Here is a 16607-nt window from a genome sequence, read left to right on the forward strand (position 1 = left end):
GTGGCACGAACTAGGCCTCCTTCCGGGCGGCTGTTTCACGATGGCTGTTTTTGGCGGCGCCGGTCTTCCTCGCGGGGCTGGTCGTCTTCGCGCTGACCTTACTGGCGGGAGGTTTCTTCGCTGCCGCTGTTTTCTTGGATTCTGTGGGAGGTTTCTTCGCTGCCGACTTGTCCGTCTTGTCCGTTTTGGTGGCGGTTTTCTTGGCTGACTTTTTCGCCGGGGTCGCCGGCGTTTTCAGTTTGGTGGCTGGCGCAGCAATGCCGTCGCTGCGTGTGCGTTTTTGGTCCACGCTGCGCTTGAGCGCCTCCATCAGGTCAATGACGTTGCTTGCGCCGGTTCCGCTGCTTTGATTCGCGGCTTCCTTGTCACCGAATGTGGACTCCGTGTCCAGAGAATCGCCCTGCTTGAGCTTTTCCTCAATCAAGGTTCGGAGTTCCACCTGATAGTCATCTTCAAACTCCCCCGGTTCGAAATCTCCACGGAACTGGTCCACCAGGGCTGCTGACATCTTAAGTTCCTGGGCACTGATTTTCGGCTTTGTTGGCGCACCTATGAAATCGGAGCCGCGCACTTCATCACCCCACAGGATGCCTTGCAGAACCAGTACCTGCCCCCGGACCCGCAGCGCGCCCAGCCGTGTCTTCTGCCGCAGGGCGAACTTCACCACCGCCGTGAGCTCCGTGTTTTCCAGGGTTTTGACCAAGAGACCATAAGCCTTGGGAGATTTGGAGTCCGGTTCCAGATAGTAGCTGCGTTCCAGCGTGATGGGATCGATTTGGTCATTGGGGACAAACTGCACCACTTCAATTTCTCGGCTCTTTTCCGCGGGCAGCGATTCCATGTCGCCCTCGCTCAGGACCACAGTTCGTTCACCGTCGTCGTACGCCTTGTCAATATCGTCGTAGTCGACCTTTTTCCCGCACACCTCGCAACGGCGCTGGTACCGGATGCGTCCGCCGTCGGCGTCGTGGACCTGATGCAGCTTCACATCATGGTCCTCAGTTGCCCCGTACGCCTTGACCGGGACATTGACCAACCCAAAAGCTATCGATCCCGTCCAAATTGATCTCATAATTCCAGTTAAGCACCATCACCGGTGCGGCGCCAGAGCAGTCTCCGGCCATCTGAAGCGGTGCCGCGAGAGGTCCGTCAGCCGCCGGGGGTGGCCAAGTTCCCGGGAGGGGAACAGAATGAAACCAAGTCAGCAAAAGGAGCCGCCCAGTGTCACGATCCAATGAACAGATGGTTGAGGTCGCAGGCCGGCGCCTGAAAGTCAGCAACTTGGACAAAGTGCTGTACCCGGAAACCGGAACCACAAAGGCCGACGTGCTTGAGTACCTGGCGGGAGTCGCCCACGTGCTCATCCCCCAGGCGGCCTGGCGGCCTGCCACGCGCAAGCGCTGGGTCAACGGGGTCGGTACTGCCGAAAAACCAGGTCAGGTCTTCTTTCGCAAGAACCTTGAGGACTCGGCCCCAGGCTGGGTTCCCCGACAGGCACTCACACACAAGGACCACGTCAACCACTACCCACTTGTCAATGAGCCCGCTGTACTGGCCTGGTTCGGCCAAGTGGCCGCCTTGGAGATCCACGTGCCCCAATGGCGATTTGGTTCTGACGGCAAGCCTGCCAACCCTGACCGCCTCGTTCTGGATCTGGATCCTGGCGAGGGCGCAGGGCTGCCGGAATGCGCAGAAACAGCTCAGTTGTGCCGCGAACTGCTCTCCGGCATGGACTTGGAAGCGTTTCCGGTGACCAGCGGATCCAAGGGCATCCATCTCTACGTGCCGCTGGACGGCAGCCACTCGGCAGCCGACGTCTCTCAGGTGGCCCACGAACTCGCCATGTCTTTGGAAGCCGACCATCCGGACCTTGTCGTTTCGGACATGAAAAAAACGCTCCGCACAGGGAAGGTCCTGGTGGACTGGAGCCAAAACAGCGAATCCAAGACCACCATCTGTCCCTATTCCCTGAGAGGCAGAAGCCGCCCAACTGTCGCCGCGCCACGCACTTGGGACGAAATAGCCGACCCGGAGCTCCGTCAGCTGGACTATCGGGAAGTTCTGGCTCGCGTGAAGGACGGGTTGGACCCCGCAGGCGCCCTCGGATGGCTGGAGGCCGCCAACGCTGACCGGTTGGAGAAATACCGTTCAATGCGCGACGCCGGTAAAACCCCCGAGCCAGTTCCGGCGGAACCGGCCAGGGAGACCCAGTCCGCGGAACCGCGCTTCGTCATTCAGGAACACCACGCGTCCCGACTGCACTGGGACTTCCGTTTGGAACACTCCGGGGTATTGGTCTCGTGGGCCGTGCCGAAGGGCCCACCGTTGGACTCTGGTGAAAACAGGCTCGCCGTGATGACGGAGGACCATCCCCTGAGTTACGGCTCCTTTGAGGGCACCATCCCCAAAGGACAGTATGGCGCGGGCGTTGTCACTATCTGGGACACCGGCACCTGCGTGCTGGAGAAATGGCGTGAGGGCAGGGAAGTCATCGCGGTGCTGCATGGACGGCCGGACGGCGGACTGGGTGGGGTCCCGCGCCGCTATGCGTTAATCAGCGCCCCGGGCATGGGGGATGCAAAGAACTGGCTCATCCATCTCATGAAGGAACAACCTGAACCAGACAGCAGACCCGGCCGCGGTGGCAAGGTCGCCGGGCCCGGCAGCGGGATCGCCGAGACCGGCGTCGATCATGTCAAGGCCACCACGCACACATCCGGCACCTCCACCTCTAGGACCGGGGAGACCGCGCTGGCACGGCCTTCGCGGAAGAAAGCGGCAGCGACAATTTGGGACGGGACCAGTGCGGAGCTGCCCGCTGCGATGCTGGCCACTGCCGGCACGAGAAAGGACCTCGATCCCGAGAAGTCGTGGAGCCATGAAATGAAGTGGGATGGAATGCGGGCCATCGCGGGTGTGGTGGGAGGGAAGGTGCTGCTTGCGAGCAGGAATGGCAACGACGTGACCGCCCAGTATCCGGAGCTGCAGGAACTTGCCGCTCTGGCAGCCGACGGTTCCGTGTTCGACGGCGAGATTGTCGCCCTGAATGCCGCCGGACGGCCGGACTTTGGCCTGTTACAAACCCGCATGAAGCTCACAGCCAAGCGCGACATAGAAAAGGCCGTTGGCAAAGTCCCTGTGCAGCTGATGCTCTTCGACGCACTGCAACGCGGCGCCGATAGCGGAGCCGGGGCCGCCGCGCAGACTTTGCACCAGGAGCCGTACAGCAAGAGACGTGAAGCACTTTTCGCCGGGGTCGCCGAGGGTCAGCACATCCATGTACCGCCAGCCCACACCGGGAACCTCAACGAGGCCCTGGCCACCAGCCGGGAACTCGGGCTGGAAGGCGTAGTGGCCAAGCGCACCGACGGCAGGTACCTCCCCGGCAAGCGCAGCCCGGGCTGGCTGAAAATCAAGGACGAACACCACCAGGAAGTCATCGTGATTGGCTGGCGCAAGGGACTGGGCCGGCGCGACGGCACCCTCGGCTCCTTACTTCTGGCCGTGAACGACGGCGGCCGGCTGCGGTACGTGGGCAGGTGTGGATCAGGGTTCTCCGACAGTGAGTTGCAGGACGCGGCGGAGCGGCTGGGAAAAATTACTCGGAAAACTTCGCCCGTGCAGGGCATCCCTGCCGCAGAGCGTCGGGACGTAGTGTGGACCACCCCCAAGCTTGTGGGCGAGGTGAGCTTTACGCAGGCCACGAAGGACGGCCGGCTCCGCCACCCGATCTGGCGCGGCTGGCGTCCAGACAAGTCAGCCGCAGATGTCCAGTGGGAGGCCGCAGACGTTCAGTGGGATGCCTGAGGTGAGGGGCTCGCGGCCCACCACCGATCCCCGAGCCTCGGGCATCCCCGCCTATTCAGATCCGCCGGTTGGCTGCGGCAGAGCGGCTGCCATTTTCTTCACCAGCGCAGTGGTGGAATGGTCCGGAACATAGTCGAGGATCTCCACACGCCCGCCGTAGGCCAGGACCTCTTCGGCCTCTTGCAGCATGTTCGGGCTGTAATCACCTCCCTTGGCGTATATTTCCGGTTGGAGCGCCTTAACAAGTTCGACGGCGGTGTCCTCACTAAACACGGTGACGTAGTCCACACAACTCAGCGCGGCCAGCACCCCTGCCCTGTCGGCAGAGTGATTGAGCGGGCGTGCAGGTCCTTTGAGCCGCCGGACGGAAGCATCGCTGTTGATGCCGACAATCAACAGCTCACCGAGCTGCCTCGCCTGGTTCAGGTAGCTGGTGTGGCCCCGGTGCAACACGTCAAAACAGCCATTCGTCAGCACGATCCGCCGCCCCTCCTTCCTCGCTTCCTGAGCCTTGTTCAGCAACTCGGCACGGTCCAGCACGCGTTCATTCAACTCGCCCAACATCCGTGCCATGTCCGCCGTGGTGCACACGGCGGTCCCGGGCCGGTGGACCACAATGTCGGCGGCCACCTGGGCCAGGTCCATGGCGGTTGCCAGTGGGACACCGCAGGCCAGGCCCAAGGTTAGGGCCGCGGCAAAGGTGTCCCCTGCTCCTGCCGTCTGCGTGTCGAGCACGGGCCGGGCCCATGTCCGGTGCCGGCGTCCAGAGCCGTCCAGCAGCACCGTCCCCTCCTTATCAAGTGTCACGACGGCGCACGCGGCCCGGGAGGCGGCTAAAACGGCCTCACTGTGCTCCAGCAGCCACCGGGGACGGTCACCGGCGGGGGCCGGGACGCCGGCGAGCCGCAACGCCTCTGCCCAGTTGGGCGTCACCACGTCGGGCCGCAGCGGCGCCCAGGGCCGCCCGTCGTGGGCATCCACCACAAACACTGTGCCCGGGCGGGCGCTGCTGCGCAGCGTCCCGGCGATGCCGTAAGGCAGCCCGCCCGAGCCGTAGTCGGCAATGATGAACGCATCGGCCTCCGGGGCAGCCCGTTCGGCTGCCGTACCCATCGCCACGGTGAGCTCGGGAGCCAGGGAGGCAGCGCCGTCGTCCATCCGTAGCATCACCTGGCCGGAACTGACAATCCTGGTCTTGGTGGTGGTGCGGTGGCCGGGGATAACTTGCACCGCATCGGTCCCCACTCCTGCCTCCTCCAGGAGTGAAAGCAGGATCCCGCCCTCGCTGTCCGCGCCCACGGCACCCACGAGCGTCACCCGGGCACCCATGGCTGCCAAGTTCATGGCAGTGTTGGCCGCCCCTCCCGGGGCATACCTCCGCGCCCCCATGTCCACCACGGGGGCAGGTGCTTCGCGGCACATTCGTTCCACGGTGCCGCTCCACCAACCATCAAGCAACAACTCCCCCAGAACCACCGCATGGGGGCGGACACGCGCCAGCAGGCTCGGCACTTCCGGGGTCAGGGCCCGCAAAGTCTCAAACGGACTGGTCGTCATGGAAAGCTCCTCCTCGGGACGTGGTTGACGAAAAACGCTGGCCTGCTTCTACGGCCAGGAGTCTTCCTCTTCATGGCAGATGACCAGCTCCCGAACCTCGCAGCCCTCGGGCTGGGCAAGGGCAAAGACGACGGCGTTTGCCACCGCCTGGGGATCGTTCAGGCGGGAATCGTCGGTGGGTTTGTATTGTTCGGTCCGGTCATCGAAGAAGTGGGTCTTCATGCCCGCCGGGATCAGCGTGGTGACGCCGATAATGCCCTTGTTCTCGGCTGCGAGCGCCCGGCTGAAGCCAATGACGGCGAATTTTGAGGCGCAGTACGCACTAGCTTCTGGCAGGGCTCGCAGCCCCAGGGACGAGGCCACTGTGACAACGCGGCCGTGATCCTTCACCAGCCAGGGCATGGCTGCGCGCACCACGGCCGCCGTGCCCAGCAGATTGACCTTGATAACCCGCTCCCACTCCACCGCCGCAACGTCCTCCAGCCGTCCGCACCTGTCGATGCCCGCCGCCGTCACGACGGCGTCAATGCCGCCACAGGACTGCGCCACGGTCTTGACAACCTCGGCAACAGCCATCGAGTCGGAAACATCGACCTGGTGAGCTTGGGTTCCTGCCACGGCGCTGACATTGAGGTCCAGCACCACGGGAACCCCGCCAGCTGCTGCCACGGCCTTGACCACGGCCTCCCCCAACCCGGAGGCTCCTCCGGTGACAATTACTGTTTTGTTCGCCAGGCTTTCGGTGTTCTGCATGTACATTCCTTTCCTTGGCGTCCGCCCATGGGGTTGACGCCGACAATGATGTCACCTGCCAGCCCGGGCCAGGGCCTGGGCCAGCAAGGTCGTTGAGTGATGCGGGTGGTACGGCACGGTGACGGCCTGCCCGCCCCAGGCCTGCAACGCGCGGGCTTCCGGAAGCCGCTCAACCGAGTAGTCAGCACCCTTGACCCAGACATCGGGGCGCAGTGCCTGCAGTGCCTGCTCCGGGGTGTCTTCATCGAAGACCACGACGGCGTCCACACTGGCCAAGGCGCGCAGCATCTCGACGCGGTCGGCTTCGGCCATAATGGGCCGTTCCGTGCCCTTCATCCTGGCGACGGAGGCATCCGAGTTCAGCAGGACGACCAGGCAGTCGCCCAGTCCCCTAGCCTGGGCCAACATCCTGACGTGGCCGGCATGGAGCAGGTCGAAACAGCCGCCGGTGGCAACCACCGTCCCGCCTCGTGCCCGCACCTGGTCCGCCACTGCCGCGGCGGTGCTGCCGGGATCCTTCCCGTCTGCCGGCGGCATAGCGGTTACGGGCCTGTGACGCACGCCGGGGACGCGGGCGCAGCCGAAGGAGCGGGTGCCGCGAAGGGAAGCCACTCCCCCATGGCCAAGGAATTCCGAGGTGGTGTTGACAGCACCTTCAACAGCGGTGGAGATCGGCTGCCCTTGTGACAGCAGCGCTGCCAGCGCCGAGGCGAAGCGGTCCCCGGCACCGCAGGGATCGAGGGCCGAGACACGGGGCGCAGGAATCAGCAGCGGTGCCGCCAGGTCCCCTTCCGTGGCTTGGAGCATCAGAGCCCCTCGGTCGCCCATAGTGACCACGACGGAGCGGCTGTTCCAACGCTGCAGCAGCTTCCGTGCCGCCCGCGCGGCTGCTTCTACTGTTTGACCGGTTTCCCCTGACGCGCCCAGCGCCTCTCCCAGGTTGGGGGTGACGGCAGCAACCCCAGGCACGGGCACGACCCCGCGGGGGTGCGGATCCCAGACCACCGGAACCAGGGAAGAGCGCGAACACAGCATGCGCCGCAGCAGCGGATCGTTCAGCAGCCCGTGTCCGTAATCTGCGACCACCAAGGCGTCCGCCCCGGCGCAGGCATTGAGCATGGCCCGGGTGGTCCCTGCATTGCGGACATCTTGGCAGCCCATGTCGATGCGTGCCACCTGCAGCCCGTTGGCCCGAACCCTGGTCTTGGCCGGAGTGGGTCCATGAAGTTTTGTCGTCGCCAAGGTCACCCCCGCCAGTGCGCTGCGCAGCCGGTTCGCGCCGTCGTCGGAAGCCATAGCCGTCACCAGCGTGACGTCGTGGCCATCGGCAGCCAGCAGCGTGGCCACCAGCCCCGCCCCGCCCGCCCTGGCGCTTTCATGCTCCAAATCGATGACGGGCACTGGCGCGTCGGGGCACAGCCTCGTGGCCGCCCCGTCCCAGTCCATGTCGAGCAAAAGGTCCCCCACCACACAGATCTTCATGCCAGTGCCTCATGTCCGGCGCGGCCCAGCCTGTCGATTTCAAGGTCGAAACAGGCGCAGAGCGCGTGGATGGCCACGAGTTGGGCCTCCTGGACGCTTGCGCCGGTGCCGGCCAGGGCAATGTGTTCCTCCGTGATTGCTGCCAGCGGGTTGGGCAGCGTCCCGGTCATGGCCCATGAGTGGATGCCGCGCGCCTGTGCCTCCCGGGCTGCCTGCAGCAGGTTTTCGCTCCGGCCGCTGGTGGAAAGAAGCAGCAGAATGTCCCCGGTCCGGCCGTGGGCAGCCACCTGTCTGGAGAACACCTGGTCAAAGCCGTAGTCATTGCCGATTGCTGTCAGGGATGAGGTGTCTGCGTGCAGGGCGATAGCGGAAAAGGCCGGCCGTTCGGCCAGATAGCGGCCCACAATCTCGGCGCTGAGGTGTTGCGCCTCGGCAGCTGATCCGCCGTTCCCAGCCACCAGGAGGCGTCCGCCACTCCAGAGCCGGTGCGCAAGTGTCGCCCCCCATGCTGCGAGGTGTCTTGACTGCAGGGCCAGGGAGTCCAGGGCCGGCACAAGTTCCGCCACATGCCTGTCCACGATGGTGGACAGCTGCTGCGCTTCGGCGCGGGGAAGCTGTTGGTTGAGGGTCATTGTGCCCAGCCTTCCATCATGGTGCCAGCATCTGCCGGTTTGCTCTGCAGCGGGCCGCGGTGACGACTCAGGGTCATTCGGGAGTAGATTTTTTCCGTGGCGGCTGCCACGTTGTCCCAGGTGTAGCGTGACTGCACCCTGTGCACCCCTGCTTCACCAAGCTGGCGGGCCAGCGTGGGATCCCTCAGAACGTTGGCCAGCGCCTCGGCCACTTCCTGCGGATTCCGGGGCCGCACGTGCAGCCCCGTCAAGCCGTGGACCACCGAATCCTTCAGGCCGCCCACGGCCGCTGCTACCACCGGGCGGCCGCACGCCATTGCCTCCAAGGGCACGATGCCGAACGGTTCGTACCAGGGTGTGCAGACCACCGCGTCCACACTGCGCAGCAGGGCCGGGATTTGTTCACGGGAAAGCTGCCCACGCATGATGACCCGGTCTGCCACGCCCAGGTCATTGGCCAAAGCCATGATTCTGATGGCTTCGGGATCCTTGGAAATCCCGCCCGGGCCCCCCACGCCGCCCACCACCATCAACTCCACGTCGGCAAAGCCGAGCTCCGCCAGTAGAGCCAAAGCCGTCACGGCCGTTCCCACGCCTTTCCTAGGCACTAACCTGCCGATCGTGGCAATCCTGTAGCGACGGCGTCGGACTTCCATGGGCCCGTGAGGCGTGAATAGGGCGGTATCAACGCCGCACGGCGCCACGGCGATGGAGCGGGCCTGCACCCCCATGGCCTTGAGTTCAAAGACTTCATCCGAGCAGGTGGCCACGGCCATGTCCACTGACTGTCCCACCCATGGCTCCAGTTCGGCGCGTTCGCGCGGGCTCGTGTCAGCATCGCCCTGGTGGCGGCGCTTGACGGTGCCCAGGGCATGAAAGGTCTCCGCGACCAACGGCCGCCGGAGTCCTGCCTGCTCGCACTGGGTGGCAGCATTCAGGCTTGCCACGCCCGACATCCAAAAGTGGCCATGGACGATGTCGGGAGGATTTGAACCCCACTGTGCGACGATGCCGACAGCCAGCTCCGGCATCCACGGCAACATCTCGTCCTTAGGCACGTGGCTGGCGGGTCCGGCGTCCACGTGGACCAGTTTCACGCCAGGGCCGAACCGAGTGGTTGCCGGCAGCTGCGGATCGTCACGCCGGGTAAATACCGTCACGTCATGTCCGCGGCGGACCAGTGCGGAGGACAGTTCCGCCACGTGGACGTTTTGCCCTCCGGCATCCACTCCGCCGAGTGCAGCCAGCGGGCTGGCATGCTCGGAAACCATTGATATTTTCAAAACGACCTCCTTGGTCAGGGAACTTTTGGTGATGTTGAGGAACCAGCTGCGCCACTCACGGCAGCTCGTGAAGCAGCTGGTCCCAGTCATTGAGGAAGCGGCTCAGTGAATAGTGCTGCAAGGCGGCTTCGCGCGCAATTTTTCCGCGCCGGGCTGCCTCTTCAGGGTCATTCATCAGGGCCTTCGCGGTGGCAGCCAGCTCCTCGATATTCGTGGAAATGGCGCCGGCTTCTGGGGGAACGGCACGGGCGGCTTCAGTGCAGTCCAGCACTACCACCGGCATGGCCATGAACATGGCCTCTATCAGGGACAGCCCCAGCGACGTCCAGCGCAGGGGGTGCAGGTAGAGCCTGCACCGGGCCAGGCGTATGTGTAACTGGCCCGGTGGCAGGTCCCCGCCCCAGAACAGCTGACGGGGTCCCAGCCCCAGTGTGCCCGCAAGCGTTTCCCCTCCCATGCCAAAAACGCTCATGGGCCCGGCGCCGACGAAGTGTGGCAGCAGGTCGGTCCCGGTGACGCGTCCGCGCCGGACAGGTTCATTGATCACCACACCCTGCTCTGCCAACTCCCCGGTGTATAGCGGGCCAAGATCCGGCACGCCATGTTCGACGACGGCGGTGGTGGCACTGCCGGTGTTCCACATCAGCCGATTAAAATGGGTGACATGGATTACCGGGATGCCTCGTTGGTCCGCCAGCGGATGGACGCTTTCCGGAACGGCGCCCTTGGGCGTGTTGTGCTCGACGAAGACGGCACGGATCCCGGCTCCGGGCCGGCGCCCCGTCAAGAGTTCCACGGCTTGAATTTCCTCCATCCGTTGCAGGACCACAACGTCTATGTCCATGTCCCGCAGCGCGGAAAGCTCCACGTCAACAACGTTTTCAGGCCAGTCGCGCCCGGCCCGGCCCAGCCCCCAAGGCCCCCGGCGGGTGCTGCTGGTAGAAAATAGTTGTGTCGGCCGCGGACAAAGGAATCCATCCAGCCGCCATGGACGTGCCACAGGAGAATGTTCATGGTGCGACCTTTCGGGGACGCTCAAGGAGCCGCTCTACTGCCTCGAACACCTGCTGTGGCGTGACGTTGCTCAGGCACGGATGGCCGGGGACTGGGCAGACTCTCGCCCGGGAATTGCGGCAGGATGCGTGTTGGTTGCCGAGCAATTCAAGCGGGACACCGTGCGGGGCCCACTTGCTGGCGGGGACAACGGGGGAAAATAGGCTCACGATCGGTGTGCCGACAGCAGCGGCCAAGTGGGCAGGGCCGGTGTTTCCCACCACCACTGCTTCGGCCCCGGCAAGCACGGCAGCCAGCGCGGGAAGGTCCAGCAGTCCGCCCAGGTCCAGGCCGGTGCTGCCTGCCACCGTTGAGGTGAGCCTGACCTCCCCTGCCGCGCCGGTCACCACCACGGCATGGCCGTGCCTGGCTAGGAGGTCCACAGCCTCCTGGTGTGCCGTGGCGGGCCAGGTGCGGGCCGGGGCATCGGCGCCGGGGTGAATGACAATGTAGGGGCGGGCGGGACGGAAGGGCTGCGGTGGTGCCACCGTGCGCACCGCCAGCCGTCCGTCGTCGCCCGGTGGAAGCCGGAACCCCGCGGCCTCAACAATGGCCAGGGCACGCAGAGGCTCCGGCAGGTCCTCCGAAAGGCCTTCCCCTGGCCGCAGCCTGACATCGAGCAGGGAGCCCGGGTAGTCCACTGAAGCCGCGGTGATGGGACTGATGCCATGGACTCTCAGCAGCAGTGCCAACGGCAGCGGCGACTGGTGAAAGGAGGTAAGAATGACTGCCTGGTCGGGCTGTTCCTGATCCAGCAGCTCCATCAGCCGATCCGTGTGGCTGCGCGTCATTGCCGGTGCCGGATCGGCGATCCACGGTGCATCCCATTCAATGACTGCATCAACACCCGGCAGCATTCTCGCCGCGGCACTTCCCTTCGGGCCGCACAGGAAGCTGACGTGGGAGGCGCTCGCGGCCACGGCCCGGACTGCCGGCCCAGCCAGCAGCACGTCACCCATGCTGTCTTGGCGGGCCACCAGGACCCTGGCGCCTCTCACTCTTGCACCGGATTCAAGGCAGGATCGCCATTGTAGGGAACATCGTGGATCAAAGTGCCGTCACGGTCGAGGTGCACCCGGCTAAACTGCCGGACTGTTGTCTTGGTCATATCTGAACAGTTCCCACACCGTCGTTTTCTAAACAAGACCCGGCACACCGGCTATCCGCCTCTCCCGTCGGCTCCTCCTGCACCGGGGAACGCACTTAGTTCCCGTCCAGGCGGCGGCGCAACTTGGCCAGCAACGTCGTCAGCGCCCGTGACACCTGCATCTGGGAAATATTCAGAAGGTCGGCGATGTCTTGCTGCTTCATTTCCTCCTGAAACCGCAGGGACAGCAAACGGCGCTCCCACGGGGTGAGGCCGCGCAAGGCGCAGTTGAGGCTGACTCGTTCATCCACCCGGGCGAAGTCGTCGTCGTCGCTACCCAGGCGCTCGCACAGCGCAGAGCCATCGTCAGCCGGGCCGGTCGCGTCCAAGGACTGCGGGCGCACGCTGCTTTCGCTGAGCAGCGCCTCTTCGATGTCCCTTGTTCCCACGGCGAGCGCACCGGCCAGCTCGGCCAGGGTGGGTTCGCGACCCAACTGCTGGGCAAGTTCAGGCGTGGTAAGGCGAAGTTCCTGCCGCAGTTCCTGGACGCGGCGGGGCGGGCGCACCGTCCAGCCGTGGTCGCGCAAGTAGCGTTTGATTTCACCGCAAATGGTGGGCACGGCGAAGGCCACGAAGTTTGATTCAGTGTCCATCCGGAATCGAATGGCGGCCTTGAGCAGGCCAAGCCTGGCGACTTGCTGTATATCGCACCAGTCGGAACCAGCGTTCCAGTAGCGGTGGGCCATGCCGTCCGCCAGGCCCAGGTGGGCAAGGGCAAGCTCTGTGCGTTCCTGGTCGAGTCCCTGATTGAATTCAGGGGCTGACTGTTCCAGGGACACTGGGTTGTGCACCGGGTAAACGGTTCGGGCCACGGCGACCACCTACTTCTCGACGGAAGCTGGCGCCGTTTGCTCGACACTCCTTCTAGAGAAGCAGAAGCAGCACTAAGAAGCAAGGGCCCCGGATTGGCGTGTCAGAGGCTGACTGGTCAGCTGCGCAGCAGTTCGAGGGTGTCCGCGAGCACGGCATCTGCCGCCACTCCGGCGACAAACGAACTCTCGTGTCCGCATTCGGGCACGGCCTGTCCGGCCGTTGCAGCCCCGCACTCCGGGCAGGCTGTGTCCCAGGCTATTTGCATGCGGTGCCGTCCCCGAAGCAGCGGGCCCGCATTGACTGCATTGGGTGCCCAGTAGATCGAGGCGGTGGGCACGCCGAGGGCTTGCGCCACATGGCGCGGGCCGCTGTCGTTGGCGACGAGTGCGCTGCTCAGGGCCAACATCCCACAGAGTGTGCCCAGATCCATGGCTCCGGCAAGGGACACCAGCTGCCTGTGTGCGTTCCGGGACGGGAGCAGGGCCTGGCCCCGGTCCACCACCTCCTGCACTATTGACCACTCGTCCTTTTCTCCCACAACCACGAGCTGGCAGCCTTCCTCCACCAGCTCCGCCGCAACGGTGGCGAAGCTCGCTGTCGGCCACCGGCGCCGAGGGTCCTTCGCACCTGGGTGCAACAGAACCAGGGGCCGTTCCCGCGAAGGATCAAGCGAGAAGGTGGCCAGGAGCGCGCGTGCTTGCAGCAATTCCGGTTCGGTGGCCTGCCATTGAAGCCGGTGCTCGGTGCTACAGGCGCCAGCCAGCGCTGCCACTTCCAGCGCCCGGAGCACCTCATGTTGGAAATATTGGTGGTACAGGGTTCTGTCCAGTGGGCCGGCTCCGTCCGCGCGGCTGCCGACAGTGTGTGCGGCCTGCAGGCCGGCCACCAGCGGGTTGGAGAAACGTCCGCCGCCGTGCAGCTGGACCCCCAGGCCGAATTGTTTCTTCCGCATGGCCTGCACAAAGCCGTTCAGCCCGGCAGGATCCACCCCATGGCCGGGGCGAATGCCCTCTGCCACCGGCAGAATCTCGACCCGGGAAATGCAACTGTTGCGGTTACGGAGGATCGCTGCGTGCGAAGGCATCCCCAGGAGAGTCACATCGGCGTGCGGATAAGTCTGTGCCAGTGCATTGATGGCGGGCATGGCCATGATCAAGTCGCCGATTCCGCCACCGCGGAGCACAGCGATGCTTTCCACGTCCGGAAAGGGTTCGTGCGCAGATCCTGTGGAGCTGGCCAGATTGAAGATCTCGTCAGGGACCGCTGCCTGTGGTGCTGGCTGGGTTGCCGGATGTCTTGCTGTGGGCAATTCCGGTGTACTCATGGCGCGGTGTCCGGTTCCCCCGCGCTCGGAGCCGGTTCGATGTGAACCACCTTGACGCAGGCCATCTCATCGAGCAGTTCAGGCCCGTAGCCAAAGCCGGCGCCACTGGTCCTACGGGGTTGGGCGGCCCCACCTGGGGCACCGCCAAAGACATTATTGATTTTCACAGTTCCCGTGTCCAGCTCAGCCACGGCCTGCTGGGCATGTCCAAGCCCACTCGTCAACACCGTTGCCGCCAGTCCATAACGTCCACCGGCTGCCAACCGCAGGCCCTCCGCGAAGCTGTCCACCACTTGGACAGGCGCCACCGGACCAAAGGTCTCTTCCTGCATGACGGTCATAGCGCCGGTGCATTCGCGAAGGACCGTGGCCGGATAATACGCCCCAGGGGTCCCCGGGACGATGCCACCAACCGTGGCCACCGCCCCGTCCGCGACGGCCCCACTGACCTGTCCATGCACCAGCTTGCGCAGCCGCTCATCCACCAAGGGTCCCAGACTGCCGGCCTCGTTGATCCTCACGGCCTCCGCTTCCAGTGCCGCCAAGAACTCCGCGGCAATGTCCCGGTGGACATAGATGCGTTCAACGGCGGTGCAGATCTGCCCGCTGTTGCTGAACGCACCCACCGCGGCCTGCTGGGCTGCCCACACAGGATCGACGTCGGAATCCACCAGCAGGGGGTCGTTGCCGCCATTTTCCAAGATAGTGTGCGCGCCGGTGCCAGCGGCGATCTGCCTCAGTGCCGCGCCGGTGGCGCTGGACCCAACATGAGCTATGACGGCGACGTGCGCATCAGCTGCCAGAAGTGCCCCGATATGCGGGCCGCCGCAAAGTGTCTGCAAGACTCCCGCGGGCAGCACCTCGGCGAGCACATTGCCTAAGCGCGCGCCTACTTGCGGGCAGCGTTCGCTGGGTTTGTGCACCACGGTATTGCCCATTGCCAGGGCAGCACCAAGGATGCCGCAGGCTACAGCCACCGGGTCGTTCCACGGCGTGAGCGCGGCCACCACACCCCGGGGGCACTGCACGGTGTAGTCAGTGGCCAGTTCGCCGCCGCACAGGCTCCTGCCTCGGTGGATCGGACCCAACTGGGCGTATTGCTCCAGAGTTGAAACGCCGGCTAGAACGCCTTCGAGGGCCTGATCTGCCGGCCTGCCGGTTTCGGCATGGTTAAGCTCCGCAAGTTCCAGGGCGCGGGCGCCCACCGCGGCCGCGCACTTTTGCAGCACCTGGCCCCTCTCATGAGGGCTGGTTGCGGCCCAGCTTTTCCCCGCCAGGGAGGCAGCGCTGCAAGCCTCCGCAACGTCGTTCGCAGTCGCGGCAGGCATTCTCCCCACCAGGGAGCCGTCCAACGGACTGATGGTGACAATGTCCTGATCCGGCGTTGCTGTGGCTCCGGCTCCGTGGTGGTCCAAAAGTTCCAAGACAGGCTCCTTGCATGTTTCAGGTCGGGGTCCAAGGTGCCCGGGGCGCCTGGGTGCTTGCCATGGCTGTACCCTGCCTGCAGTCCGTTCAAACAAGGCCCGCGGCGGCTGGCTCATTGCAGAGACAACGCTCCAAGGAAACTCGACCCGTTGTGTTCTCCAACATCTACGACGGCGCCAAGCGCGGACTGGGCGGACTAGGCGGACTAGACCACAGCTGTAGATCTGGGAGTCCAGGGCATCCCGGTCAAGAGCGTCGCACCCAGCTTCCTGCCGTGGGCTGCCGGGTCTGGGCGGAACGGGTCCGCAGACCACGGCTGCGTTTCAGCGGCCTGTTCAACTGCAAGGGGAGGACCATGGACGCCCGGGGCAGGGCTGGCTTGATCGCATCCGCGTGATCCACCCGGAATCGCCAACCACCGTCCAGGAACGCCCGGTGGCGCCATCGACGTCTTTTGTCCCGACTTTCGTGCCGGTGCCCGGAGGCGCTCCCATCATCGCGGCTCGCATCAATGTGGAGGTCGACGCGCGGGAGCGGCCGACCCGAGACGTCAGCCGCTCCTCTGTGGAACGATGCCGCTACACGCTGCGCGCGGTGGGCGCCCCACCCTCGGTGTCGTCCGTGTGATGGTCCCCGGCGTCGTCCTTCAGGTGGGCCTTGGCCTCCGCAAGCTTGTCCTTTGCGGTGCCCTTAGCCTGATCGGCCTTGCCTTCCATCACCTTGGAGTTGTCGTCGGTGGCCTTGCCAACACCCTCCTTGACCTTCCCTGCGACCTTGTCCTTTGCTGCATCAAACTTGTCAGCGATACCCATTGCATTCCTCCTGTTTGATTGCTTGTTTTTCCTCTTCCGGGACCGCCTTGGCGCTGGCCCCGGCCGCTGGATCATTCTTTGGCGGGGCCCGCGTCCTCGACGTAGCTCGTGCCATCTTCATTGGTGCGGACAAGGAGGTCGGGAACGGGCTGGTTCCCTTCAGCCTCCATCGCCCGCCTCGCGGGCGGCTCGTCAATGGCTGAGCGCTCCGCGTCACCCAGCATGACTCCCAGTCCCGGGGAGTCCGGATTCGGTGCGGATGCGGGCCGACTTGGCGGCTTGCCTGCGTGGAACCTGGTATGCCCCGCCGCGAATCCTCCACGAGCTCCGCAAATGCCTCGATCAGCATGTCCTCGTGCCTCATTGAATCGCCACTGAGGCCAAACTACGGAGACAGATGACTGCTTCATCCGCCACTTCGACTGTAGCGAGGACTGGTCGAAATATCCATGCCCCAGTGACGACCGGTGCGGCGTGAGAGACTGCTGGGGCCACTCGGCGCGTTGGCGTCATGCTCCG

General features: G+C 64.9%; 13 protein-coding genes and 1 pseudogene. 2 read left to right on the top strand and 12 right to left on the bottom strand.

The genetic code is table 11. The features are described 5' to 3' along the window. Positions 1-10: 10 nt before the first annotated feature. Positions 11-1072, bottom strand: a complete 1062-nt coding sequence (gene ku / locus CVS30_RS16215) for a non-homologous end joining protein Ku (RefSeq protein ID WP_110486599.1) — start codon at positions 1070-1072, stop codon at positions 11-13. Between the two features lie 170 nt (positions 1073-1242). On the opposite strand from ku, the gene CVS30_RS16220 reads away from it, so the two are divergent. Next, a complete protein-coding gene (locus tag CVS30_RS16220; RefSeq protein ID WP_110486600.1) occupies positions 1243-3807 on the top strand; it encodes an ATP-dependent DNA ligase in 2565 nt (854 codons plus the stop codon). A 51-nt stretch (positions 3808-3858) separates the two neighbouring features. Here the strand turns inward: CVS30_RS16220 and rfaE2 are convergent, their stop codons facing one another. The 11 genes and pseudogenes from rfaE2 to CVS30_RS16275 all read right to left on the bottom strand — a co-directional run bounded on the left by rfaE2 (position 3859) and on the right by CVS30_RS16275 (position 16088). Beyond that, positions 3859-5364 carry a D-glycero-beta-D-manno-heptose 1-phosphate adenylyltransferase gene (rfaE2, locus tag CVS30_RS16225; protein WP_110486601.1) on the bottom strand — a complete coding sequence of 502 codons (1506 nt, stop codon included), beginning with the start codon at positions 5362-5364 and terminating at the stop codon, positions 3859-3861. Positions 5365-5412: 48 nt separating this feature from the next. After that, on the bottom strand, positions 5413-6117 hold the full coding sequence (locus tag CVS30_RS16230; protein ID WP_110486633.1) for an SDR family oxidoreductase: 705 nt from the start codon (positions 6115-6117) through the stop codon (positions 5413-5415). A gap of 51 nt (positions 6118-6168) precedes the next feature. After that, entirely contained in the window at positions 6169-7599 is a 1431-nt protein-coding gene (locus tag CVS30_RS16235) for a PfkB family carbohydrate kinase (protein WP_110486602.1), read from the bottom strand. Further along, positions 7596-8231 carry a D-sedoheptulose-7-phosphate isomerase gene (locus CVS30_RS16240; protein ID WP_110486603.1) on the bottom strand — a complete coding sequence of 212 codons (636 nt, stop codon included), beginning with the start codon at positions 8229-8231 and terminating at the stop codon, positions 7596-7598. The genes CVS30_RS16235 and CVS30_RS16240 overlap by 4 nt, the downstream gene beginning before the upstream one ends. Then, positions 8228-9514: a glycosyltransferase gene (locus tag CVS30_RS16245; protein ID WP_110486634.1), complete on the bottom strand. Its 1287-nt coding sequence runs from the start codon at positions 9512-9514 to the stop codon at positions 8228-8230. Before CVS30_RS16245 ends, CVS30_RS16240 begins: the two co-directional genes overlap by 4 nt. A 55-nt stretch (positions 9515-9569) precedes the next feature. Further along, positions 9570-10528, bottom strand: a pseudogene (locus CVS30_RS16250) (glycosyltransferase). After that, positions 10525-11526: a glycosyltransferase family 9 protein gene (locus CVS30_RS16255; protein WP_110486635.1), complete on the bottom strand. Its 1002-nt coding sequence runs from the start codon at positions 11524-11526 to the stop codon at positions 10525-10527. Before CVS30_RS16255 ends, CVS30_RS16250 begins: the two are co-directional and overlap by 4 nt. A gap of 244 nt (positions 11527-11770) precedes the next feature. Further along, positions 11771-12526: a sigma-70 family RNA polymerase sigma factor gene (locus CVS30_RS16260; protein WP_146233428.1), complete on the bottom strand. Its 756-nt coding sequence runs from the start codon at positions 12524-12526 to the stop codon at positions 11771-11773. 116 nt (positions 12527-12642) lie between these two features. Further along, entirely contained in the window at positions 12643-13851 is a 1209-nt protein-coding gene (locus CVS30_RS16265; RefSeq protein WP_110486605.1) for a glycosyltransferase family 9 protein, read from the bottom strand. Then, positions 13848-15275 (bottom strand): aldehyde dehydrogenase family protein, encoded by a 1428-nt coding sequence (locus CVS30_RS16270; protein ID WP_370801174.1) that lies wholly within the window; start codon positions 15273-15275, stop codon positions 13848-13850. Before CVS30_RS16270 ends, CVS30_RS16265 begins: the two co-directional genes overlap by 4 nt. A gap of 579 nt (positions 15276-15854) precedes the next feature. Beyond that, positions 15855-16088 carry a CsbD family protein gene (locus tag CVS30_RS16275; RefSeq protein WP_110486607.1) on the bottom strand — a complete coding sequence of 78 codons (234 nt, stop codon included), beginning with the start codon at positions 16086-16088 and terminating at the stop codon, positions 15855-15857. A gap of 14 nt (positions 16089-16102) precedes the next feature. Here CVS30_RS16275 and CVS30_RS17855 point away from each other — a divergent pair, with 14 nt between their 5' ends. Further along, the gene (locus CVS30_RS17855; protein ID WP_146233429.1) at positions 16103-16291 is read left to right on the top strand and encodes a hypothetical protein; all 189 of its coding nucleotides are present in this window, start codon (positions 16103-16105) and stop codon (positions 16289-16291) included. Positions 16292-16607: the final 316 nt, after the last annotated feature.

The sequence above is a fragment of the Arthrobacter psychrolactophilus genome, from assembly GCF_003219795.1.
In the GTDB taxonomy this organism is placed as follows: domain Bacteria; phylum Actinomycetota; class Actinomycetes; order Actinomycetales; family Micrococcaceae; genus Specibacter; species Specibacter psychrolactophilus.